This is a genomic window from Candidatus Dependentiae bacterium (assembly GCA_040878395.1).
In the GTDB taxonomy this organism is placed as follows: domain Bacteria; phylum Babelota; class Babeliae; order Babelales; family Vermiphilaceae; genus JAKBEL01.
Genome location: JBBDMI010000012.1, coordinates 23,725 through 49,360, shown reverse-complemented (window position 1 = coordinate 49,360; position 25,636 = coordinate 23,725). Strand labels below are relative to the sequence as shown.

Here is a 25,636-nt window from a genome sequence, read left to right as displayed (position 1 = left end):
TATCCACAAGTTATCCACCACTTATCCACCATCCTAAGACACCTGTATGGCTCGATCTGCAGACTATATAAGAGCTTTAAGAAAAAGTTATCCACCAAAAAAGTCTTTGCTTATTACTATTATATTTATTAAAAACATATATATATATATAAGAAGTTAGAAAGAAACATCATAAAAGAAATAGCTTCATTTTCAGTTTTTTTATGTTACACTTATCTATACAATTCAAAAATGTTTCAGTAGGCAAAGGATATTGTGAGATTAACAGCTGTTATAGAGGAACTTGTTGAAGAGCGCGGTCTTGACAAGGAAACTTTAAATTCGATTATTTGTGAGGGTATGCTAGCTGCGTACGAAAAAAAATACCCTAACTTGCCTTTACGAGCACGTCATGACAAAAAAGAGGATGATGTTGCCATTGAGGTCGAAAAAACAGTTGTATCTTCGGTACAGGATCCTGATGTTGAAATCAGCACACGTAAAGCAAGGCACATTGATGAAAAGCTTTCTGCTGGAGATAAAGCCTGGATTCCCTTTGATGGAAAGATAGGCCGTATTGAGATCTTGCGTGCTAAGCAGGTCATCGCTAATCAAATTAGAAAAATTGAGGCGTTGGCTGTTTATAATGAATTCAAAGAAAAAGAAGGTACGATTGTTCACGGCGTTGTTCACAAATGTGAGCGCGGCGGCATAGCAGTTAAGCTTCAAGATTCTATGGGTTTTTTGCCAAAGTCTTTAATGAGCTCAACCGACAAATGTATTGTGGGATATCCGATTCGTGCATTGCTTAAAGAAGTTCTTTCTGAGCCCCGCAATGAAAATCAGCTTATTTTGGACCGTGCATCAGACCAGTTTTTATACAAGCTTTTTGAGTTAGAAATACCAGAAGTTTTTGAAAAGCTTGTAGAAATAAAAAAAATCGTACGAGCGCCGGGTTATAAATCTAAGGTTGTTGTTGCATCTAATGACAAAAACATTGATCCCGTAGGGACTTGTGTTGGGGTTGGCGGCGTACGTATCAAGCCAATACTTAAAGAGCTTGGCGGTGAAAAGATAGATGTGCTATCTTGGGACGAATCTCCTGAGGCCATGATAAAAAATTCCTTAAAGCCGGCCGTTGTTAACAAGGTTCAGATAAAGGGGCATAAAGCCTATGTATGGGTTGATGAAGACCAGCGGTCATTGGCTATTGGTAAGATGGGGAAAAATATTTCTTTGGCTGCAAGGCTAAATGAGATTGATATTGATCTTGTGCAAGAAGACAAGAAAGATGAAGCGGTTGCAGATATTATTGATATCAATATAGCCGGTTTAGAAGAGTAAAAAAACTGTATTGTAGAAGCAAGATGGTGTGATGCGTATATATGAATTTGCAAAAAAGCATAACCTTTCTTCTGAAGACTTAATAGAAGCCTTAAATAAGGCCGGCTATAAAGTTGGAAGTCATCTGTTTATGCTTACTAATCAAGAGATGGGATATTTGAAAAAAAAATACAAAGGCCCCCAAAAAAACAACCCTTCGATTAAAAAGAGTTCTGGCCAAAGCTCTTATAGAAATCGGACTGATTCGAATAATGCACCGCAGGGCGACCCTGTAAATGCAGCAAGCAAGCCTGTAGCAGCTGTCTCGGAGATACTTCTTTCTCCTATGACGCCATCAGATTTTGCCCAAACTTTGGGTATTCTTGCCAATGACGTGATTTTAACATTGCTTCGTTGGGGCATTCTTGCGCCAAAAAACTTATTGCTTGACGAAAATGTTATTCGTCGCCTAGCAGAATACTATGAGGTTTCTGTAAAGGCTCCTGAGGCAACATCTGATCAAAAAACTGAAATTGAAAATTCAGAAGTTGCAGACATTAAGTCTCGTCCTCCGATTATAGTTATATTAGGTCATGTAGATCATGGCAAAACAACGTTACTTGACTACATTCGCAAATCTCGTGTTGCGTCTCGAGAAAAAGGTGGTATTACGCAACATTTAGGTGCATATCATGTCGACACTAAGCACGGCGGGATTGTTTTCCTCGATACTCCAGGTCATGAAGCGTTCACAAAAATTAGATCTCGCGGTGTAAAAACTGCGGATATTGCAGTTCTTATTATTGCTGCAGACGATGGAATTATGCCTCAAACCATTGAAGCTATTAAGTTTGCAAAACAAATGGACGTGCCGATCATTGTTGCAGTCAATAAAATTGACAAAGCTGACCCCATACGCCTTGAAGTGATAAAGCGTCAGCTTTCTGAACATGATTTGTTGCCGGAAGATTGGGGCGGTCAAGTTATAGTTGCTCCGATTTCTGCCAAAACAGGGCAAGGAGTTGATGAGTTGCTTGAACTTATTGATTTGCAAGCGCAAGTGATGGAATTAAAAACTGACTTTGCAGGTGAAGCAAAAGGGTATGTTCTTGAGTCTAAGATAGAAAAAGGTCGCGGTTCAGTAGCAACCATTATGTTGCAACAGGGTATATTACATCTCGGTGATTATTTTGTTTCGGGCAACGTCTCTGGCCGAGTTTCATCAATAACCGATTCATATGGCAAGCAATTAAAAGAGGCCGGTCCGGCTAATCCAGTTCGTGTTGCAGGATTTTCTTCATTGCCGAATTCAGGGAACTTTTTTGAAGTTGTTTCAAAAAAATCTGCACGTCGAGCTCGCCCAGAAGAGGATCGTTCACGTGTTCTCTTGAAAGAGAAAGCAATCAATCTTATTGTTAAAACAGATACGAATTCTTCAAAAGAAGCATTGCTTGATTCCATTAAGAAAATTTCAAAAAAAATAAAACATATTGATTTTTCTATTGTTTCATCAGGTGTTGGAGAAATCAATGAGAGCGATGTTGCTCTTGCTGCAAATACAAAATCTGCCATTGTTGGTCTACATGTAAAAGCTGAACAAAATGCCTTACAGCTAGCAAAAAAAGATGCTGTTTCAATTGTTTTGTTTGATATTATTTATAAACTTCTAGAAGATCTACAAGAACGAGCTGAGCAGCAAAAAGAAGTTGTAATGGTTGATAAAAAAATTGGCGAAGGATCTATACTAAAAGTCTTTGATATTAAAAAACTGGGGATTGTTGCCGGTTGTATGGTTAAAGATGGTGTTTTTTCTCGCAATGGAAAAGTTGTTGTGTGGCGTGGTAAGCAAAAAATTGGCCAAGGTCAAATTATTAGCTTACAACGTGAAGGCAAAAATGTGAAAGAAGTTCATGCCGGTTTTGACTGTGCATTCAGAGTTGAAGGCCTGGATGATTTTTATGAAGATGACCGTGTAGAATGCTTCATCTCGGTTCCTGAAGGTAAGGCATAACTCTTTTGCTTTATACTGCTTAAATCAATAGTTCGAAAAAAAAATCTTTGGTCATCTTTTGTTTTTTAAGAGATGACCAAAAAATATCTTTTTTCATTCGCCTAATGTTATACGTTTTGATATGCTTGATGGCATTAATTTGGTATTTAACACAAAAGGCATTGCAGTGAATTTTATTCTTATCAAGCTTTTTTTTAGTGTAGTTATTTCTTTTTTACTTACTTATTATTTTGTGCCTATTTTTATCAAAATTGCGCATAAGTTTAGTATTATTGATCATCCTGATGGTGTAGTTAAAAAACATAAGACGCCAACTCCTTATTTGGGGGGGGCAGCTATATACTTAGGGATATTAACAACTCTAGGGATTACTTTCCCGTTTGATAATCAATTTTTTTTATTTTTAGTTGGTTGCACTATTTTATTTTATGTTGGTCTCATTGATGACTTGATCGCATTAAGGCCGTCGCAAAAATTTGCAGGCCAAGCAGTTGCAGTTCTTTGTTTTTTAAAAGCAGGTTTTTATTTAAAATCACATATTTTTTATAACTACTGGAATATACCCATATCGGCTCTTTGGATGTTGATTATAATTAATGCTTTTAATTTGATTGATATTATGGATGGGCTTGCAGGTACAGTGGCTTTATTTTGTTCGCTGAGTTTCTTATTTATTGCTCTTTTAATGCATAATTACACTGTAGCTCTTTTATTGTGTTCTTTTATCGGAGCATTAACAGCTTTTTTTATATTTAATAGACCTAAGGCTCGCATCTATTTAGGAGATGCAGGTTCACTGTTTATAGGTGGATTTTTTGCTACAATTCCTTTTTTATACAATTGGGGAACAATTAATTGGCATGGTTATCTCGTGCCCCTTATTATTTTAGCGATTCCTCTTTTGGAAGTTGGTGGACTGATTTTGTTAAGAACGGCTAAAAACATTCCTTTTTACCATCCAAGTCCAGATCATTTTGCAATATATTTAAAAAATAAAGGTTTTGGTCCATATCAAATTTTGATTTTTGTTATGGCAGCTTCAATAATTCTTATGATTTGTTCCATTCTATTTGTTCAAGGCTTAATTGATATCGTTGCAGTTCTTGTCTTAGGGAGTTTCTTTTTGTTGTTTTGGCTGTATTGTATTTTTTTATAGCTATAATTCCAAAAAACCTTTTCATATCTTAAAATTTTATTTTGTTGCTTTTTTGTTGCTTTTAGCAAAAAGCAAACGTTTTTTTTAAAAAACAGTTAAAATAGCCTCTTTTTTTGTTGTTGCAATATTTGTTTATTAAATTGTGTTGCTCTTTGATCAAAAAAGGTAGAAATTAGAAGAGTCTTAAGCTTGAAATCATGCTCCTCCCTATCTTATAGGAGTATGGTTAAATGCACTGCTTGTTGAGAAAGTAATAGATTGTGGCCAGCATAGTTTATTTAGCTACAATTCCTTCTTAGCTCCCTGATTGGTCAGATCTATTACTTGCTCGCTTTTCTTAAGCAGTCTTTTTTCCCAAAAACAACTTTTTTTACTCGGTAATTAAAGCTTTAAGCGTGGCGATGTTTTTAATATCATCTTCAGCTGAATCTTTGGGCGTTTCTAGAATTTTGCTAATATACGCCAAGCGTGGGTCGTTCATAAGTTGCTTGAAAGCTTCAAGCCCTATTTGTCCTTCTCCGATATGTTCATGCCTATCGACACGAGATCCGCATGGTTTTTTTGAGTCATTTATATGTATAACTTTTAAATATTTAAGTCCAATGATATCATCAAATGATTGCATGACTTCTTGGTACTTCTCTTTTATATCATATCCGGCTGCAAAAATATGGCATGTGTCTAGACATATGCCAATTCTATTCTTTTGTTCAACTTTTTCTAAGATATATGCTAAATGTTCAAAACTATAACAGACGTTTGTGCCTTGTCCTGCCATTGTTTCTAGCGTCAACAGAGTATTGTTTTGAGTAGAGCCCTCCAAGATATAATTAATTTGTTCTGCAATGCGTTGCAAGCAATCAGGCTCGCTTTTTTTTAGATGAGAGCCTGGGTGGAAAACTAAGTGGTCAACTCCAAGTTGTTGTGCTCGATTAAATTCATCAGCCAAAGCATCGCGGGATCTATTTGAAGTTTCTGCATTTGGTGACCCAATATTGATTAAATAGCTGGCATGTATAGTTGCAGAGGTAATAGAAGATTTTTTAAATGTTTCTTTGAACGCTGTAATTTCACTTTCAGTGAGAGGTTTTGTTTTCCACTGCCTGTTACTTTTACTAAAAAATTGTACGGCAGTGCAGCCGATTTGTTCGGCTCGTAGAATTGATTGTTCAATGCCGCCGGCGATTGACATATGGGCGCCAAGTAATAGCGTTTGTTTTTTTTGCATATAATGATCCAATGATTGTTTCTGCTTATGTATTAATAATAAGTTTAGCAATTTATAGTCATAAGATCATTTTTTATCATGAAATTAAATTATTAAGGGACCGAAATGTCTAAAGATTATTGATATAATAGTGTGGTTTTGCGTTGACAAAACAAGCAAAGAGAGTACAATTAATCAAGCTATTATTGAAGCAAAAAATAGCATCTAAAAAATGGAGAAATGTGGTAGAGAAGCTCTCAAATTAAATTACTCTTGTATATTTCGCACATAGGACGGTATGAATCTCAAACAAATATTAAGTTTATTTTTTTTAGGTTGTTTTTTATCCACACAACCATTGCTCTCGCTAGGCTCGCTTTTTCAACCAACTGAAGACTTTTCATTTTTCTTTTCAGGAAAATACCGTCCGGAAACATTTTATGCACGCAATGCAAACTTATTGAATGATAATAACTCTGAAGATAAGTTTTACTTTAGTCGCCATACATTAGACATTACTTTTGACACCCTTTACGGTCAGGGTACCTATGGGCGTAATGTGGCAGAAATGAAGGCAACTTTGCGTAACCGTGCTGTATGGGGAGACCCTGCAAGTGTTTCTCCTGTAACACCGGCATCAATTGTTGATTTGGATGCAAAAGGGTTGACTCATACTCATTATTTGCCGCGCAACATTTTATGGATTCGTGAATTTTGGTTAGGGTTTGATATTGGTGAAGCTTTTGGTTTGACGTTTAAAAATACGCAAACATTTATGATTGGAGCTTTTCCATTTTTACTTGGTCGCGGGATTTCGCTAGGTGAAGCATATGCGGTTGGCCCGTCAACTCTTGGGTTTTACACTGACTTTAATGTTGATCAATTTGCCTGGGGCGCTAAATTTTCCGGTGATATTGTAAAAAACATTTTAGAATATGATTCATATGTAGCTATTTTAAGAAATAATACGGCTAATATTCGCAAAAACATAGCCGCTATTTATGAAATGGAGATAGGTCGTAGAGATGATCCGGAACGCGGATTCGGGAGTGTTGACTTTTTAGTTGCACAACGCTTTAAGTGGCATGTGTTCAAAAATGAATGTTGGGGTGAGTTATATATTGAACCATATGGTATGTTTAATCATGATCCGGAGCAACGAGTTGAATTTAAAGCTGATGCTGAAAGCAAGCTGCTTACTTTAGGTCTTTCCAGCGAGTATGAAGGGTCACGATTTGCGTTTGGATTTGACACGGCGATGAACTTTGGGCGTCAACGTATTCGAGGTTGGGATCGAAATCGCATTGAAAAACAGTTGCGTGACGGGGTTGAAATGCGTGTGAACAGTCATGCGTTTATTGGCCTCGACCCGGTAAATCCAAATGGTGTTACCAATCTTGATCCATACAAGGTTCCTCATTCACCAAAAAATGTTGTTGCTCCTAATGGCAATACGAGCAATGTTGGCAAAGCAGCACAAAAGTTAATAAATGATGCGCCGCAGTGTGAATTTTTTAACGGGAAGCCGATTGGTTTTGTAGAGAATTTTTCTGATGATATGCCGTTTATTCCCAATAATGTCTTGCCGGCACAAGAAGATCAATTTTTCAATGCTACAAATAGATTTAGAGATGGCTATAAGAATCGCTATAAGGGTTGGATGTTTGTAACAGATGCGGCTCTGTTTTTGTGGGATAAAGATATGCAATTAGCGGTAACTGCAGGAATTGCATCCGGTGATGATAATCCAAATTTTGAAACAGTTGATGGTGATTTCACAGGGTTTATTGGTTTGCAAGAGATTTATACAGGTAAGCGCGTACGAAGTGCGTTTTTCTTAGGTTCTTCGGGAAAATTAAAAATTCCACTTTCAGCGCCAACAACGGGTCAAGCTCCAAGCCGTTTTGCACAATTAACATCAGGATTTAGTAATTTAGTTTTCTGGGGTGCAGCAATGCATTATACTCCCTCACAAATAAATAGGCGTATTGTGTTCAATCCAAATCTTTATATGTTCTGGCAAGATAAAGCAACCCATAAATTTGATGTAGTTACAAAAAAAGAGTTGAACGGTTTGGCGGATACATTCTTGGGAACTGAGCTTAACCTGTTCTTTGATTATTATTTATTCAGAGATTTAAAGCTATACTATGTAAGTTCAATTTTTGTTCCGGGTGGTCACTTTAAAGACATTAAAGGAAAGCCGTTTAATTCTCGCCAATTACGTTTGCTTTCTGCTCGTAACATTGAAGATCCGAATGATCCGAGTATCCCAAATATTGGCGATGATCTTGCATTTACTATGAACATTGGTTTGGAATATAGATTTTAAGACTTGTTTGAATAAAGTAATGATATTTTATTTTTAACATGCATATATTAGATATATGAAATCAAAAACAGAAACGTATAAGAAAATTGTTGTTCCTATAATTTTAAAACATTTGCCTCATGCAAAAATAATTCTTTATGGTTCGCGTGCTCGTGGTGACGATAGACCGGGATCAGATATAGATATAGCTCTTGATGTTGGTAAAGAGGTTAATTCTAAAAAGTTAAATGCTATTATCATGGACCTTGAAGAATCATCGTTGCCGATTAAATTTGATTTGATTGATTTTTATGCTATATCGCAAGAAATGAAAAGCGAAGTTTTAAAAGATGGTGTCGTATGGAAAAAATAAATAAAAAAATTAAAAATTTTCAGGCCGCTTTAGAAACATTGGATGATTCAATAAAAAAAGGCAAATTGCTGAAACTGAAAAGGAAGGCTGGGAGTTGACGGCTCGGGATTCTATGATTTAACGATTTGAATATTGTACGGATATGTTGTGGAAAATGCTAAAGGTTTATCTTGAAGATATTGAAAAAATAACACTATAGCAATATTTATTAAGTTACGCACAATGAAAAAGTATACTTATCTTTTGAAATGAGACTTCATTAAGGTATTATTTTGTGCAGAACTGAAAAAGGAATGCTATACGATAACGAACCGTACTCTTGATGTTAAAGTATTTCCATTGTCGTTCTCCCAGCCGTCGCTAAAGCTAAGGCGGGCAGGCTGCGAATGCCTATGCATTACCCACATCTTTTGTAATGCTTTAAATAATTATTTTAAACAGGTTTAATTTTCAAGCTTATTTTAGTAAAAATTACTTTCAAAATAATTATCACACAAAATAACAAAGTTTCTCACCCCTGTCATTCCCAGCCGTCGCTAAAGCTAAGGCGGGCAGGCTGCGAGGACGACAAAGAAGACTGTTTGTAGTAAATTAAAAACGCAATTTGGAAAGCCGCCGAAGACGATTTTTATGAAAAAGCTGTGGGGATATTATGCGAAATGTGTGCTGCTTAGTGAAGGACGCTATATCTACTTATTCGCCTAAGAGTATAATTCGTGAAGCTGTACAAGTAAAATTTCTTTCAGAACAAGAGGACACCCAATGTCTCGATATTATAAAGAAACGAAATGAATCCTCTCATATATATAGACAAGAGATAGCTGAAAGCATTGCGGTAGTTATTCCTCAATATTCTTTGCTTATGTATGAAATTGCTAACCGAATTGAAAAAAAGATAAAATAGTTCTCAATTTTTATTCAATATTAAATTTAATTATTCTAATCGAGCATTTCAGCTACTTTATCTTTGCATAGTTCAAATATAGTTTTGATTGCGCTTGGCAGGCTATTTTTTTGAGAATAAAAAGTACTGCTTTCTTCAGGAAATTCTTCTTCTTCTTCTGCGTCTAAGATCTCAAGTTCTTTTGAGTGTTCATATTTATCAAATAATGCTTGAGGGTTAATTTTTAAAACAAGCGCAGGATGAGACTCTGTCGCATCGGAACATTCTTCATGAATATATTTTTTAATATCTTCTAAATCAGCGCCTTTACTCAGATCAGATACGCTTTGTGCAAATGGAGTTACGGTTTGAGGAAAGATCGTAAAATACTTAGAGGCTAAGTTTTCTTGTGCAAATAAAGGTCCACTTTCAGTTAATTTCAACCAAAAAAGAGAAGCGCTTGTTTTTTGTGCAGCTTTTATTAATGTTATATCTTTTCCCACTATTTTTTTTAAAGCTTCTTGTTGGTATGATGCTAGATCCGTTGGGAACTGTTGGGAGTTTACTTCATCTTGAACAGACTGGGCCAGTTTTTGAGCTATTGATTCATTCGGTCCTGAAGCAATGCCGATAAAATAATTTGTACATGGTCCGTCAATAGTTTCAGTTTTTTCTTCTTTTATAATTGACTTATAATGCATGAGCGCACCAGGGATAGTTATTATTTCTTTAGTAAAGCATGTATCAAGAAGATCTTGATTTTTGGTTGTTGTTTTTTTTCTGCCCGGATCAGCTGCATATGTAACTGTTGAACAAATTAAACCAATAAAAAATATTTTTTTTAATATAAACATTTCTTTCCTCGTTTTAAATTTTTTAGCTATGTTGAACAATAGAAAATTTAAAGTGTTGAGTCAATTTTTATATAGTTTCATAATTTTCAAGAATGCAAAAAGGGTTCAGGTGAACGTTGGTAAAAATAAGTTATTATGTTTAACCTCTTTTTTTTTGGATAAGTAGCATGAATAGTACTGAGTTGGGAGTTAAAGATGGTATGCTTTTCCCATGTAATGGAAAATGGAATTGTGCCATAATCCAGAGCGTTGATGGGCAAAAAACGAATGCTCAATCTATGTATTACGCCGGCTCAAAGAAAGAGGCTCAAATGCGGTTGAAAAAAATAATTTTAAGTTTTGCTCGAACAAAAATAATTACAGAAACTGATGATTATTTTCATGCAACATTTGAGAGTAAACTTTGGCATTTTGTTGATGATGTTGAATTCTATTTTTCTGAGCATGAGCCGATTGTTTATATGCGTTCTGCCTCACGCGTCGGCACATATGATTTTGGCGTTAATAAACGCAGGCTCAAAAAATAAAAAAGATGTTTGAAAAATGATTGTAATTAAGATGGATATTGCCTATTTAGCTAATCAGAATGGTGCATAGCAAAATGTGCTAAATATGATAAAATATATCTAGTAATGCAATTATCCATCATTTTCAAGGAATATTAAATGCAACGTTCAGGGCGTACTATCGAATGTGCAAAAGTTAATCAAAGTTTATTAGGGAAAGAAATTACATTAACCGGTTGGGTAAATCGTCGCCGAGATCATGGCGGACTTATTTTTATTGATTTACGTGATCGAAGTGGTATCATGCAGTTGGTTTTTAATCCTGATTTTGATAAATCTGCTCATGAGCTTGCGCATGATTTGCGTTCAGAATATGTGATTAAAGTTACCGGTAAAGTTGTCAATCGAACTGAAGAGACAATCAATAAAGATTTGCCGACCGGTGAGCTTGAGCTGCAAGTTGAAAAATTGGAGATTTTGAATAAAGCAAAAACGTTGCCATTTATGCTTGAAGAAGCAGCACAAGTTGATGAAGAATTGCGCTTGAAATATCGTTATTTAGATTTACGTCGCCAAGAGATGCAACGTAATTTTGCATTGCGCCACAAAGTTATTTTTGCTATTCGACAATTTTTGAACGATCATGGTTTTTATGATCTTGAAACACCAATCTTGACAAAAAATACACCTGAAGGTGCTCGAGAATTTATCGTGCCATCACGCGTGAGCAAAGGCTCATTTTATGCATTGCCACAATCACCTCAACTGTATAAACAGTTGTTAATGGCAAGTGGCTTTGAGAATTACTTTCAAATTGCGCGTTGTTTCCGTGATGAAGATTTGCGTGCCGATCGTCAACCTGAATTTACTCAACTTGATATCGAGATGTCATTCGTTAATGAGCAAGATATTCAAAATTTGACTGAAAAACTTTATGCATTTATTTGGGAAAAAGTTTTTGGCAAAAAACTTGATATCCCATTTGAACGTATAACATATGATGAAGCATTTTCTAAGTACGGATCGGATAAACCTGATGTACGTTTTGATTTGCCAATTCATAATATTGATGCACTATTTAAAGATTCTGAATTAAAATTTTTACGTGCTGTTTTGGATAAAGGTGGCAACATCGGTGCAGTTGCCGTACATGACCATGAGTTTGCCCGTTCAGAACTTGATGGCATGGTTGGCCGTGCACAGCAGTTGGGTGCAAAAGGATTGTTGTGGATTCGCTTTAAAGATGGCAAAGCTGACTCTCCGGTTTCAAAGTTTTTACCAGACGACTTTTTGCAGCAAGTTCAAAAGGTAATTCCACAAGCAAATGAAAAAACAACACTGTTTGTTGTTGCTGGTCCATATCAAGAAGCTTGGGCAATATTAGGAAGATTACGTTTATTGTTAGCTGACGATTTAAAACTGATTCCAAAAGATCAACATAAATTTTTATGGGTTACCGATTTTCCATTATTTGAATATGACAAAGAATCAAAAGCATGGCATGCAGTTCATCATCCATTTACCAGTCCGCAAGAAGGTTGGCAAAATATTGAGCAAAAAGATATGAAAGCACGTGCTTATGATTTAGTGCTTAATGGTGTGGAACTAGGCGGTGGATCGATTCGTATTCATCAAGCAGATATGCAAGACCAAGTATTTGACTTGCTTGGATTGAACAAAGAAACTGCACAGAAAAAATTTGGTTTCCTGCTCGAAGCACAACATTTAGGATTTCCGCCACATGGTGGCATTGCATTCGGCATCGATCGTTTTATCATGTTACTTACTGACAGTAAATCAATTCGTGATGTCATTGCATTTCCTAAGACAGCCCGTGGTTTTGATCCATTGATGGAAGCACCAACTGAAGTTGAGGATGTTCAATTGCGTGAATATGGTCTCAAGATTATGCCGGGAAGGAAATCTTAGTTAGTTAATTATTATAAAAAATTAAATCTCGCTTTATTTGTGTGAACAGATAATACGAGATTTTTTTATGCATAAAGATAAAGTGGAATTGACTTAAATACTTATTTTATTCCATTGATGAGATATAAACTCTTTGCACGCATCTGCAAATGCAAAAGCACCTTCAAAAATGGTCATTACGCGACCTTTTTGCTCAAATGCACAGGTTTGAGTTATCGGATCATATGTTGTTAAAAATGGTCGAGTATATGTATAGGTTTCAGCATCATTATCTATTGGTGTAAGTAGACCGAGATTGAATTTCCAGGGGCTATCTGTTTCATTCATTAATTCAGTAATGCGTTGTGCGGGCCAAAAGCAGGAAGTAATTGCTAAATATTCAGCATTAAGATAGCTATCAATATAGGTGAAGATATTTTTAAATTGATTAGTCTGCATTCCGCAAATTAAGTTTTTTTCCAAACCATGTCCGCCAATAAAAATAATGGGTTGTTTATTGGTCTTGTCTTTATAACTATGCCATTTTTCAATATCAAAAAGTTCGTTAAAATTGTTTATCCAATCGGTAGAATATTCGCTATCGTTTGAATGCCTGAAAACTCTTGGCATGCTATTATCATAGCTATAATCATTTAAATCATCTATATAGCTAAAAGAATCTACCCGAATACCGATATCAGGAGCGAAGTTGTGCTGTAAGTAATATAGATTTAAACGTGTATCATAGATATGCCATTCATTTGGGTTAAAAGCAAATAATTCAGTTAAATAGGTTTCGAGCTGTTCGTTTTCAAGGTTAACTGGCTTATCAGATACATACAGTTTGCCATTGCGGACAGAGCAAACTTCTCGTGGGTTATCAATGCCGATAGATGTTAATTCTTTTAAATATTTGTTGCGCAATGTAATGAATTCTTGCAAAATGTCAGGGGTTATAAAAATATGTGGAGCTTTATGAATAATTAATTTTATGAACTCTTGCTTAACAGGAGTGTTCCAGCTGTAAAAATCGGTAGCACCATTTAAAAAGCATACAGCTGTTTTTTCATTATCAAATTCTAGATTAAAATCAAAGTATGGATATGTTGTTGCTGTTACATTTGCTGCAGATAAAAGAAGAACAATCAGAATCTTTAGTTGATTAAAAATATGCATTGGGCCCCTTTGCAGATAGTATAAGTAGAATTTTTATCTGATTATAATTATATCTACAATTATAGATATGTAAAAAGGCTATTAGGGGAATGACTATGGTGTTTTTTAAATGAGTACTTGTGTTATAGGTAGTTTGAGCTTATGTATGTAAATGATACGTATTCTTATCAACTAATTACATGGATGTTATCAGTGCCGGCAGTAATTAAGGTGGCATGCTGACTTTTGTTTTTTTCTATGAGTAAAGTATCAATCTGGCGGATAATTTGTTTAATGCTTTCGTTTATATTACCGGAAAATGCGTGAGCTATTTTTTTTATGCCGGCAAAAAAAGAATAAATATTGCGACATTGTGGGCATGTGCATTGAGAACAAAAAGGGTTAAGCCACAAAGTTTGTTCAGTTTTTAAAGGTGTAAAGATAGTAAAGTGGAGTTTTTTAAGGCCATATGTTTGGTTCATCATCTTTAGTACTCGGCCAGAAGTCCAAAAGCAGCTTTGCATGCCAAAGATATCTATCTTAAGTTGATCATTAAAAAATTTAAGGAGTGACGCAAATTTATCTCCTGGAATGCCTGCTGCCATACAGCAGTGTAAGTGGCATGATCGTGCAGATCCATGCCCATTCATATAGATAAAACTTTTATGACTTGGTTGGCAATAGTATGCTTGCCATTCTTGAATGTCGAAGACTGTGTGAAATCGTGTAGCCCAATGATAGTTATGAGATGTCGGTTTAATTGATGCAAAAGGTTGAGATATACGGGTGAAAGATTGAATTTTTATACCAATTTTTGTATTGGATTTTTTTTTGTTGATATAGAACAATCCAATGTGTGTATCGAATAAGTCATAATTATTACAAAAATTACGCCTATGCTTACTGTTTTTAAATCTGTTTTTATATGCTTTCCATAAGCTTGGTGTTAAAAATATGTGCTCTGCATCACTATCAAGTGTATTTACAAATTCCTTTTTTATAGCAGCAGTTTTCCAAGATGCAGGGTCATCTGTATCATCGAAAATACAAATACCGGTAACTTGCGCTTCTAGCGGAATAGAAATTAAAAATAGTGCACATGTGCTTAGAAAATAACCTCTCACAATGAATACCTCCACTAAATCATCCCAAACGGGATGTTTTATGATCATTAAATGTTATTACAATAGTACATTTGCGACGTATTATGTCAAGCTTTAACGCCTTTTTTGAAGTGATTTGGTCGGGTATGGATGTATATAATTCTAATTTGTAATTTTTTAATGTTTTCTTAGGCTGAATCAAAAGATGAAGCAAATAATTATATAGTCTTGAAAAGCAAAGAAATATTTTCTGGATAGGCTCTATGATACAATGTTATTAAGATGTAATCTGTTATAAAAGTAAACATGCGGTGCGCGTTTAATATACGCGCACCGCATGTTATTTTTTATTGATCTTGATGTCGATGTGGTTACACAAATACCGGTTGAGTTGAGCCTGCATCAACTAATGATGTTTTCATATTATATTTATGATTTACCTGCACGACTTGAATGTCGTTTAGCATGGTATTGATATCTTCAGTTACGGTACCTTTAAATGATGTCGCTAAGTCATGTAATCCGCTCAGTAACATTTCACCTGTAATAGCTTCATGAACTTGAACAGCTTTTGTTTCCGGTTCATATGACCATACCAATGGCATTTCAGAAGTATAATTAACTACCTTTTCTTGATCAATAGGTGTTATTAGTTGACAGTTAAGGTGTGGTGTCTTGTTATTTGCCATTAATTCTAAAATACGTGTTGCCGGCCAGTAACATGTTTGCACACCGAGTGTGTCAATATTGAGTTTATCATTAAAGAAGGTGATTAACTTTGCAAATTCTGCCGATGGAACCCCGCATGCACGTTCTTGTGCAGGGCGTCTTGGTGTTCCATGTCCTGAAATACATACAATTTTCTTTTTACCGTAAGGATGATTTTTGTGCCATACGTTTGTTTCAAAAAGATTGATAAATCCATCTACCCAGGCTTTTTTTTCAGTTGTGATATTCATGCTGCAAGGATTATCTATTTTTGTAAATGTATCTAATTTTAATCCAATATCTTGTAAATCATCTTTTGGGCGTAAGTAATACAGCCCAATATGTGTATCATAAAATTCCCATTCATCTTCATCAAACACAAGTATTGTTGCTAAATTGAAAAATTGTGGATCATTTTGTGAATACACTTTTTTGTTGTTTTTTGTATTGCGTACATTTGTACTTTCGATTGTTAATTGATCAAATGGTTTTTCGATATTCTCTTTTTTTAATTCCCTCATCTGTTCATTCCGGTGATGACAAAATGATTTCCACAATGAAGGTGTAATGAACATATGTTGTGGGTATTCATAAATAGCACGCATAAATTCACTCTTTGATGGGCCTTCGAACCAACCAGTTCCTTCATGGTCGCCATTTATGATGTAGATTTCAGTGTGATTAAGGTTTTCTCGTGCATTCTGCACCATAGGTGTTGAATGAGGTAAGAATTGATTAAAAGCTCCTTTTTTTGCTCCTATACCTAAAAATATAAGGCAAATAAGGGCACTATAGCTAAATATCTTACGATTCATAGTTTTTCCTCCATTTTCCATTTAATATATGCCTTAAGAATAGCATTTTTTGACATATTGTCAATCATATCAAAACGAGTATCCGAATTAGATTCTTATAGGAAAAAAAGGAGGAGAAAAGAGTTTCAAGGTTATCAACCCTTAACATAATATAACAGAAGGTTTTAATTCTCTAAAAACTGATATAGTCTGAAATACATAGATTTTTTTTTATGAAATATAAGAGGTTGAGCATTATGAAAATAGAGCAGATTGTCGCAACAGAAATATTTGATTCACGTGGTGAGCCCACAATAGCATGTACCGTAATATTACAAGATGGATCTTATGCTAGTTCTTCAGTTCCTACAGGAAGATCAAAAAGTTCATTTTCTGCCGTGGAATTACGTGATGGTGGAACACGCTTAGGTGGATTGGGTGTACATAAAGCAATTGCGAACATTCATGACATTATAGCTCCTGCATTGATAGGCCATGCTCCTTCAGTGGTTGAAATGGATATGAAGATGGTTGCTCTTGATGGTACTGAAGATAAATCAACATTGGGTGCAAATGCAATGCTTGCGGTGAGTATAGCAGTGCTCAAGGCACAGGCTATGGTTGAAGATTTAGAACTGTATGAATTGATTGCCCATTTATGTGATTTTGAACGTGTTTCTTTACCATTTGCAATGTTTAACTTAATTAATGGTGGTGTGCATGCACATAACAATATTCCCATTCAAGAATGCATGATTATGCCTGTTGGTGTAGAAAGTTTTCGTTCTTCTATTGAAGTAGCCGCAGCTATTTTTCAGAAAACTGCTGAAATATTAAAAAAAAGAAAACTGTTTTTTGCAGTAGGAGATGAGGGTGGTTATTCAGCTCCATTTAATAATGAAATTGAAGCATTAGATTTAGTTATGCAGGCACTCAAGGAACTTGGCGTTGAGCAACAAGTTGTATTAGCGCTTGATATTGCAGCAACACAACTTTATGATCCAAAAACAGCAATGTATAATTTTGGGGATAAAAAATATAATGCACAAGAACTTATTGATTATTATGATAAGTTAAGCAAGCAATATCCGTTATATTCTATTGAAGATGGTTTAACTGAAACTGACTGGCAAGGTTGGAAAAAAATGACAGAACAATTAGGCGATCGACTGCAAATTGTGGGAGATGATCTTTTTGCAACAAATCCTGCACGTATTGTTTATGGCATTGAAAGTAATGCAGCCAATGCAGTTATTATAAAGCCTAATCAAGTGGGAACTGTTACAGAGGCATTGCAATCAGTTAAGTTGTGTAAAGATCATGATATGAATGTCATCGTTTCACATCGTTCGGGCGAAACAAATGACAATTTTATTGTGGACTTAGCTGTTGGTAGTAGTGCAGGGCAAATTAAAGCCGGTGGATTAATGCGTGGTGAACGCATTGGCAAATATAATAAGTTACTATGTGTTGAAGAAGAACTTATGGATGCAATGTTAGGCTTTTAAGGGATTTTCTTCACTTACTAATAAATCTTTTAAGTTTTTATTATGATTGTTGCTTATTTCTTTCGACTCAGCAATTACACAAGTATTACAATTTTTTGACGACAGGTGCCGTTTTTTTGATGGTTGAGGCGTTATTTTTTTAGTAGAACAGTTTGTATTGCAGCTTTGTTTTTGTTGCGCATGAGACTTTTTTAGATTGTTTTGAGGTTTTTGTTGAGCAATGGTAGTCCCAGCAATTGGCGGAGTTGTTTTTTCTTGCTTCTGTGGTGCAGATGTTTCTCTTCTTTGCAATGGATTGTCTTGGTTGGATAGCATGCCTTTTAGTTCTCCTTGTCGGTTAAGTGACTCATCTATAATGTTCAAATGTTCATCAAGAAGACGACCTTCTTCTTGTGCAATGGAATCAATTCCTTCAGCGGCGTGTGATACTTGAGTTATTTCATCTTTTGTTAAAAATTCATCGGTAACATCAGTAGCCTCATTATGAACTTTGAAGAACCATCGAGTGACGGGATCACGTAGATTATCAAATAAAGCGCCTTGTCGAGAGTAATCTTTTGCAACTTCAACATATGTTTTGGTGTATTGTCCAACACCACCACGAAGTTTCGGTTGAATAATTGTTGGTGTAATAAAGATGGTTAAGCTTGTTTGATTAATTGTTTTGTCTTTTCGTTTAAATAGCCAACCAAGAATTGGAATTTTACTTAAAATTGGCGTTTGGACAACTCGATCTTCAGTTTGATCTCTTACCAATCCGCCTAGGGCAAGAATGTCACCACTCTTGATAGATGCATTCGTGGTCAAATCACGATTAATACGATTCCCATTTGTAACGGTTGCGTTTTGGAATTGATCTATATCAATTACCACTTGTAGGTTTACGGTATTTGCAGTGCTGATACGTGGGGTAATGTGTAGATTTGTATTTGCTTGTAATGTCTTTTTCCTACGAGTAATACCACTGGTACTTGGAGCAGCCTGATCTTCAACCAAACGACTTTCTCCAACTTCAATAACCGCTTTTTGATTATTGGTGGCGATGATATGAGGATGAGATAAAATTTTGGTATGATCGAATATTTTTAGTATTTCCAGCAAACTCCACGTGCGTCCATCATTGTCATTTAAAGCAATAACCGCTGTGCCGGCAACTAAGTTTTGTGGAATACTCACAGGTGAGGGGACTATAGAAGGATTTGCGCTCGGGACTGTTATAGAGTTTAAATCTGAATTTACACCACGCAATGTATTAATTACCTCTGCATCATCTGAATCTAGTACAACTTGATCAATCATTGCCGATTGAGCTGTAACCTCACCCGGAAAAGGGAGATCTTTTGGGTTACGGCTTATGGATCCAAGTCTGCGGGCATCATCTAGAGTGAGATCGGCAATGAGTACTTCTATAATAACTTGCGGTTGTGGTTTGTCCAGCTGTTCAATTAATACTTTTATCCGCTTCCAATCATCGTTGCGTGCCGCAACAACCAACTTGTTTCCCCCGAAATATTTTCCTTCTTCACCTTCTTCTGATGCTTGTGCAGGACTATCCGGTTGAATAATTACTTGATCAAAAAAACGTTCAGTACCAACTTGAGCACCTCCTGCTTTTGACTGCTCAGTGCCGCCACTGCGAGATGAATCGACAATGTTTTGCAGTACAGGGGCAAACTCATCGGCATCCAGGTATTGCAGTTCATACATGTGCAAAATAGATTTTCCTGAATCGAGTTGTATATCAATATATTTAAAAATAAAATCTTTAACACGTTCAACTGCTTGTACTCTTCCTAATACGACTAAGGAGTTAGTGCGAGGCTCGGCGATGACTTTTACGTTTTTGGAAAAGTAAGTAACGGCTTGATCTCGTTGAGATCCGGGACGGAATCGACTCACAGGAGTGCTGGCAGCAGTTTTTAAGATGCTTTCATTAAATATTTTAGCAACGGTATCAGCTGTGGTATAGCGAAGACGTACAACTTCCAGGCGCTCTTGAAATCCGGTTTGATCCATAGCTTCAACAATGCTCATTAATGATTTAATATCTTGTGCTTTTGCAATGAGTAAAATGCCATTTGCTCCTTTATCCGCTTTATAAAGAGCATCTTCAGGTAAAAGTTCTTTGAATAACGCGCCTAATTGATTGTCAAACTCCTGAGAAGCTTTGATATTCGATAGATAATACATGTATCGGATGCGTTCATCAGTGCTAGGGATATCGCTAATGGGGGTGTTAATGTAAATAGGCAATGATTCGCGCGAGATGTTTTTACTGTTTTTTACCACTAAATAAAGATCTTTTTTTGGGATCAGACTATATCCGGCGATATCAAGGAGCGTATATAAAATGTCCCATGCTTCTTTAAGGGTAAGTTTATGATCAATAGCTAAATTAACTTTTGTATTAATAGCATTTGCGCCGGTGGGTAAAACGATATTAATATTTTTTTTTGCAGCTAACATGTTGATAATATCGATTAAATATTCATCTTTAAATACAAATGATATATCTGCTTTGCGTCTCTTTTGTTGTGATTTACCGGTGATTTTTTCTGCCAACGCAACGCTTTGTGTCAGTTCTGCCAGTAAAGATGAAGGTAAAGAAAGCGACACTAATAATAAATATAATATATTTTTTTTCATTAAATTTTTACTCCACAAAATTGATTATCCCGTACGAGGTTGTAAGGTGGCAATTGTTAGTTGTACTTCAATTGCACGAGGTGTTTTTCGTGATTTTTGTATTTCCAGTTCTTTGGTATAAACCCGTTTATTTTGTTCGAGTAAGTTTAACAGTTCGCTTACATTTTTCATATTCATATCGCCAAATTTTGCGGATAATATACTTTCATTATAATCTTGTTCGCCACGTTCTTGAGTAGTTACCGTACTTGATATCTGTTTATTTGTAAGATTCAGTTGAGCTAATATTTCTTTAAAATAGCCGGCAATTTTAAAGTTAGGATCAGCCTCAAGCATAGCATTTACTTGTTCTTTTTGTTGTTTTACTGAAGAAGCTTTTTCCAAAAGTTCTTGAACTTCTTGCCTTACATCATTTAAGTTTCTGATTTGTCTTTTATAATGATCGATATTGCTATAAAATCGGTATATCAAGAAAAAACTGAGGAGCGTAATCACTCCAATAAAAATACCGCTATATTTATAAAAATTTTTTATATCTAAATTATCTAAAAAATCTTTAATTTTATTTACTATATTCATGTATCTCCTTGGCGTTCATCAGCAAAACGTAATTCCATATTGAAATTCGGATTGTCTTGTGGTTGAACATAGCTAAACAGGTCAGATTGTCGCAATTCATTTTCAAGGCGTATTAGAGCTTCATGATCTCTGACTTGTGCTTTTAGCGTCATAATACCACGATCTTGATCAATAGTTATTTTTTCAATGATTAATCCTAACCCATCGCGATCAAGGCCGGTAAGTTCTAATAGCAGGTTGAGCAATGAATTATGTGCTGAACGTGCAAAAGAGAACCATAGTTTTTCCTCTTTAACCGTTTCTTCTTGCGCTTCATCGAGCATGTCATCGATAGGACCTCTATCAATTTCAGGGAACCATTCATTGAGGACTTCAGCCGTTTCAGCTTTTGATGCATCAAGTTCGATGCGTAATTTGCGTAATTGCAAGAAGCTATGCATAAAAATGCCGGCAAATAAACCAAAAATTAATATGCCTCCTAGGATCAACTGTTTAAGCAGTAGTTGCTCAGATGAGGGCGCAAACTCTTTTTTGCGCAGATTAAAGTGATCGACAGTTTCTGTTGGTAATGATGCTGCAGTGCTTATACTGTTTGCAACTGGAATTGTGACCATATTTTTAAATATGATGTTCGTATTTTGTGTGACTTCGGTTGGGTTGAACAATGCGCACGGTATATTTAATTCTTTGCCGATCCAATCTGCTATGCCTATAATTTCAGCTCCTATTCCCAACAAAAACATCTGATTGTTTAGGGTTGATATTTCTGTTTGTGCGGTGAATGACTGTAGGGTAAATTGAATCTGTTTTTTAAGGGTAGACGAAGCTCTTTGTAATGCTTGAGTTGATGCTTCATCAGAATGATTAAAGCCAAAGCGCATTAATTGATCAAGGGCATCGCGTGGAGATAAAGAAAGCTCTGTTGCCAGTTGTGTTGCAATAGAATTGATACCTGTATTGAGTGTGCGAATAAAGCGTAACTGGCCATTTGTGATAAATGCAATTTTGGTGATTTCACTGTTAATTTCTATAAGAGTAACGTTGTCTTTTATTTTACTATAAGTTGGAATTTGCTTATACAGACCATAAAGATCGAATAAATCGACTGTAATTACTTCCGGGTGCACACCTGCTTGATTGAACAGTTCAAGTTGTTGTGTGATATATTGTTTTTGAACTGCAGCAACTAACACTTCGGAGCTATTTTGTTCTGTTATAGGTTTAGTAATAATGAAATCAACAACCGCATTTGCTATAGAAAAAGGCAAAAGTGGCTCGACTTCAAAGTCGATAACTTTCTGTATTTTTTCAATGTCATCAAACGGAAGGCGCATGCTTTTAAATATTACGTGTGCACTTGATAGTGCAGTTCTTATTTCATCATATGAGCCGATTTTTTTTATAATTTTTTGTATAGTTTGTGCGGTGCGTTTTGGGAGGGTATCTCCATTTTCTTGCTCAATCGGCAATGCAATGCATTTTTCAATAACGCTTGAATGTGCACGTAAATAAGTTACTGTAGCAAATACATGTGACTGTGTTACTTCAAAGCCAATAATACGTTTGGCAAACAAATAGTAAGAGCCAATCTTTTCGGGCAATAAAATATTTTTTATCATGTCGTCACTCCTATTTGATCATTAGGCATAAGGTGTTGTAATGACCTACGTGCATCACGACGGCGACTTTTTTTATTGTTTTGTGAAATACGGATTGTATCATCGGGTTGTTCAGTGAGTTGCTTTAATAATCCGGATCGATAAAGAGATTGGTTTGCCGGTGGTGCAGGTGGTGGCTCTTTTTCTAACTTCGGTTGCTTTATGATTGCAGGTGCTTTTGCTTTTCCCGGACGATAAAATTTGCCGTTGCGGGTCACCCTTTGATCAATTTTCTGTTCTTCTATTTTTTCTATTTCTTCTTTAGCGGATGATTCTTCTGTGATTCTGCGCTTGAATAGGAAGTCCTCTACAACACCAGCAGGGTCTTCTTGCTGATCATCAAAGAAGCGCCTATATACTGGATCACGATACTCACCGGAATCATGAAAAGTTTCAACTGTTTCATAATAGTCTTCCATTTTCTGTTGAGTGTGTTCGTCTACTATTTCGGTAACTTCAGGTTCGATAATGCGTGTTGATATTAAAATAAGTAGATTATCTTTAATTACATTTTTACTTTTATTACGGAATAGCCATCCTAAGATAGGAATGTCACCTAAAACTGGGACTTTGTTTAAAGTTTCAATTATGCGGTTTTGGATTAGTCCACCAATGGCAATAACTTCACGATCGGCCACTATGGTTTTTGTGTCAATAGTTCTCGTTTGTTTTGCAGCTTCTTCATTATTTTGTAAGCTGCTTATGAAGTTTTCAAATAGTACATTTAATTTTAAAATGATCATACCATCAGAGTTAATTTGTGGAGTAACTTCCAGTTTGAGTTCTGCGCTAAAATCTCCTAACGCATCAGCTGGAGTTTCCCCGGCAAAAATAGTACTGGTTACAACACGACGGATCTCACCTATAGCAACTGAAGCTTTTGTCTTATTGGTTGCAACAAGAAATGGATTGGAGACGACCTGTGTATTTGTGATACTTTGCAAAATGTTAAAAATTCCCCAAACGCCAAATGCGTCAGCACCGAGTGAGAAGACTGTGTTACCGGCAGCTGCACCGGAAACAAGGTTTATTAAGTTCGCCAATAAGCGATCAGCGCCGGGTCCTGTGTTATTGGTTTGAATCCCTTTAGGAGATCCACCCAAGCGAATACCTGAAGTTTGAAAGTCAACATTGTTGCCTAAAAGACCATTTGGACCAGGAACTTTGTTACGAATTTGTGAACCGATTTCCTTATTGTCTTCAAAGTTAAGGGTGAGGATTAAAGCTTCAACGGCGACCTGTGGTTGCGGTTCGTCAAGTTTTTTTATGATCTTTAATGCTTTTAGATAATCTTCGTAGTCACCTTTAATTACCACAGTGTTTGTTGCAGGTTCAGCAGTAAAACTCATTGGTTTAAGGTATTTATCCCCGCCGCGAACACCGCCTGCTTTGCCGGCAGCAGTTTCTGAACCAAATTGAGACATGTTGTTCATAATGTCTGATACTGTAACGGCGCTTGCATAGCGCAGCTGATAGGTATGTAATGGAGAGTATGGTTTTTCCAATTCAACATCAACATACTTCATAATGAAATCTTCAATTTTTTTAATAGCGTCTTTTGGTCCAAGTAAAATTAATGAATTAGATCGCGGTTCAGCTATGAGCCGTGCATTTTCAGGGAAATAAATTGATGCAGATTGCTTTCGTGCGCCAAATAATCGCGAAGGAGTTGCTCCTTCTCCATCTGGTTTTGAAATGGTGTCATATAGTTTTTTTACATCCATAACATCAGCGCGCTCTAATTTTAGTACAGACATTGATTGAGGCATGGAGACTTGATCGAGCTCTTTGATGATCTGCATTAAACTTTTAATATTATAAGTTTTATCGGTAATCACTAATGCTTTTATTTCTTGCAGGATAACAGCGCGAGCATTGGGGCTTTTGAGTGTATTTACTATATCTTTAATGGTATTTATTTCAGCATTTTCAATGAAGTAAACAAAGCGTACCACCTGATCATTATCGGGTAATGTTTCGGGCTCAACGCCGATATATGCAGGGACAGGTGATTTTTGCGCTTTATCTGCGGTTACTACACGATAAAACCCTTGTTCGGACTCTGGAACCAGAGCAAATCCGGCCAGGTCAAGGAATGTTAAAAACAGATTCCATGCAGCTTTTTTATTCAAGGGTTTATGAGTTTTGAATGATATTTTATTTCCCTTAAGCGCCTTGCCTCCCGGCCCAAGGGGATCAATTGTTTCGTCAGTAATAAAATTGACATCATAAATGTCAGCAACTTGTGTCAAAAGATTTTGAATATCAGCATCTTCAAAATAGAACTCAATAAGGTCGTCATCGGCGGCTTCCTTTCTTTGTTCTTGCTCAAGAGCCTCTTTTTTGGATGCTTCTTCTTGTTGTTTTTCATGTTCTTTGCGTAACATAATTTCTTTTGGTTCATAAAGTGCATCAAATACGTTTTGTTCTTGTTCAACCTCTTGTCCAGGATACTCACCAATAGGGTCAATGATTTCTGTTGGTGTTTTCTCTTGTTCCGGTTGAGCGGTTTCAATTTTTGGAGGAACTTTCTTTGCAGGTTCTTCAGGCTCTTCTGTGGTTTTGGTTACGGATTTAGAAGGTTCGACTCTGCTCGAAGATTCTTCGGCCGGTTCGGCAATCGCCTCTTGTATGAAACGATTTATACCTTGTCCGGTAGCAGATGAAAATTGTAAAGTCGGATCGCCGGTTTGCTCTAGTAGATTAACGTCTTGCTTTATTGCTTGTTGTTCATTTTTGGTGGCAATTTCATTTTTATTATTTAATTTGGCAGCCGCATTATTTGTTGCTTGGTTGGCTATTGGCTCATCTTCATCATTAACGGTATCAAAAATTGAGGTGCGAGATCTTTTTTGTAATCGCTGGCCAACTTGCATAGCTTGTGATTGCTCATCAGGCAGGACACGTCCTGTTTGTAGACTCAGTAAAAGGGCACATGCATATAAATTTTTTTTTCTTTTTTTTATCATATTTT

Annotated in this window: 17 protein-coding genes; 8 read left to right on the top strand and 9 right to left on the bottom strand. The window is 36.0% G+C overall.

Annotation, left to right across the window (positions count from 1 at the left end):
• Nucleotides 1-255 precede the first annotated feature (255 nt).
• From nusA to WD055_05230, 3 genes are all read left to right on the top strand, one after another.
• The gene (nusA, locus tag WD055_05240; GenBank protein ID MEX0849609.1) at nucleotides 256-1,323 is read left to right on the top strand and encodes a transcription termination factor NusA; all 1,068 of its coding nucleotides are present in this window, start codon (nucleotides 256-258) and stop codon (nucleotides 1,321-1,323) included.
• A 31-nt stretch (nucleotides 1,324-1,354) separates the two neighbouring features.
• Entirely contained in the window at nucleotides 1,355-3,313 is a 1,959-nt protein-coding gene (gene infB / locus WD055_05235) for a translation initiation factor IF-2 (protein MEX0849608.1), read from the top strand.
• Between the two features lie 166 nt (nucleotides 3,314-3,479).
• Nucleotides 3,480-4,469, top strand: coding sequence for an MraY family glycosyltransferase (locus WD055_05230; protein MEX0849607.1), 990 nt, complete (start codon nucleotides 3,480-3,482; stop codon nucleotides 4,467-4,469).
• A 370-nt stretch (nucleotides 4,470-4,839) separates the two neighbouring features.
• Here the strand turns inward: WD055_05230 and nfo are convergent, their stop codons facing one another.
• Entirely contained in the window at nucleotides 4,840-5,697 is an 858-nt protein-coding gene (nfo, locus tag WD055_05225) for a deoxyribonuclease IV (GenBank protein MEX0849606.1), read from the bottom strand.
• Nucleotides 5,698-5,974: 277 nt separating this feature from the next.
• Between nfo and WD055_05220 the strand changes: the two genes are divergently transcribed.
• Nucleotides 5,975-8,008: a hypothetical protein gene (locus tag WD055_05220; protein ID MEX0849605.1), complete on the top strand. Its 2,034-nt coding sequence runs from the start codon at nucleotides 5,975-5,977 to the stop codon at nucleotides 8,006-8,008.
• Between the two features lie 55 nt (nucleotides 8,009-8,063).
• Nucleotides 8,064-8,360, top strand: coding sequence for a nucleotidyltransferase domain-containing protein (locus tag WD055_05215; GenBank protein MEX0849604.1), 297 nt, complete (start codon nucleotides 8,064-8,066; stop codon nucleotides 8,358-8,360).
• Between the two features lie 939 nt (nucleotides 8,361-9,299).
• Here WD055_05215 and WD055_05210 read toward each other — a convergent pair.
• Nucleotides 9,300-10,097, bottom strand: coding sequence for a hypothetical protein (locus tag WD055_05210; protein ID MEX0849603.1), 798 nt, complete (start codon nucleotides 10,095-10,097; stop codon nucleotides 9,300-9,302).
• A gap of 167 nt (nucleotides 10,098-10,264) precedes the next feature.
• Here WD055_05210 and WD055_05205 point away from each other — a divergent pair, with 167 nt between their 5' ends.
• Nucleotides 10,265-10,624 (top strand): DUF1499 domain-containing protein, encoded by a 360-nt coding sequence (locus WD055_05205; protein ID MEX0849602.1) that lies wholly within the window; start codon nucleotides 10,265-10,267, stop codon nucleotides 10,622-10,624.
• A gap of 138 nt (nucleotides 10,625-10,762) precedes the next feature.
• Nucleotides 10,763-12,532: an aspartate--tRNA ligase gene (aspS, locus tag WD055_05200; GenBank protein ID MEX0849601.1), complete on the top strand. Its 1,770-nt coding sequence runs from the start codon at nucleotides 10,763-10,765 to the stop codon at nucleotides 12,530-12,532.
• 93 nt (nucleotides 12,533-12,625) lie between these two features.
• Here aspS and WD055_05195 read toward each other — a convergent pair whose 3' ends face one another.
• The 3 genes from WD055_05195 to WD055_05185 all read right to left on the bottom strand — a co-directional run bounded on the left by WD055_05195 (nucleotide 12,626) and on the right by WD055_05185 (nucleotide 16,292).
• Nucleotides 12,626-13,687, bottom strand: a complete 1,062-nt coding sequence (locus tag WD055_05195; protein MEX0849600.1) for a hypothetical protein — start codon at nucleotides 13,685-13,687, stop codon at nucleotides 12,626-12,628.
• Nucleotides 13,688-13,854: 167 nt separating this feature from the next.
• The gene (locus WD055_05190) at nucleotides 13,855-14,790 is read right to left on the bottom strand and encodes a hypothetical protein (GenBank protein ID MEX0849599.1); all 936 of its coding nucleotides are present in this window, start codon (nucleotides 14,788-14,790) and stop codon (nucleotides 13,855-13,857) included.
• Nucleotides 14,791-15,140: 350 nt separating this feature from the next.
• Nucleotides 15,141-16,292, bottom strand: a complete 1,152-nt coding sequence (locus WD055_05185; GenBank protein ID MEX0849598.1) for a hypothetical protein — start codon at nucleotides 16,290-16,292, stop codon at nucleotides 15,141-15,143.
• Nucleotides 16,293-16,528: 236 nt separating this feature from the next.
• Between WD055_05185 and eno the strand changes: the two genes are divergently transcribed.
• Nucleotides 16,529-17,779 (top strand): phosphopyruvate hydratase, encoded by a 1,251-nt coding sequence (gene eno, locus WD055_05180; GenBank protein ID MEX0849597.1) that lies wholly within the window; start codon nucleotides 16,529-16,531, stop codon nucleotides 17,777-17,779.
• Here the strand turns inward: eno and WD055_05175 are convergent.
• From WD055_05175 to WD055_05160, 4 genes are read right to left on the bottom strand one after another with little or no spacing between them, the layout of a single operon-like run.
• On the bottom strand, nucleotides 17,768-20,425 hold the full coding sequence (locus tag WD055_05175) for a secretin N-terminal domain-containing protein (protein ID MEX0849596.1): 2,658 nt from the start codon (nucleotides 20,423-20,425) through the stop codon (nucleotides 17,768-17,770). The two genes, eno and WD055_05175, sit on opposite strands and share 12 nt — an antisense overlap.
• A 24-nt stretch (nucleotides 20,426-20,449) precedes the next feature.
• A complete protein-coding gene (locus WD055_05170) occupies nucleotides 20,450-21,004 on the bottom strand; it encodes a hypothetical protein (protein ID MEX0849595.1) in 555 nt (184 codons plus the stop codon).
• The gene (gene pilM / locus WD055_05165; protein MEX0849594.1) at nucleotides 21,001-22,623 is read right to left on the bottom strand and encodes a pilus assembly protein PilM; all 1,623 of its coding nucleotides are present in this window, start codon (nucleotides 22,621-22,623) and stop codon (nucleotides 21,001-21,003) included. Before pilM ends, WD055_05170 begins: the two co-directional genes overlap by 4 nt.
• Nucleotides 22,620-25,631, bottom strand: coding sequence for a secretin N-terminal domain-containing protein (locus WD055_05160; GenBank protein ID MEX0849593.1), 3,012 nt, complete (start codon nucleotides 25,629-25,631; stop codon nucleotides 22,620-22,622). The genes pilM and WD055_05160 overlap by 4 nt, the downstream gene beginning before the upstream one ends.
• Nucleotides 25,632-25,636: the final 5 nt, after the last annotated feature.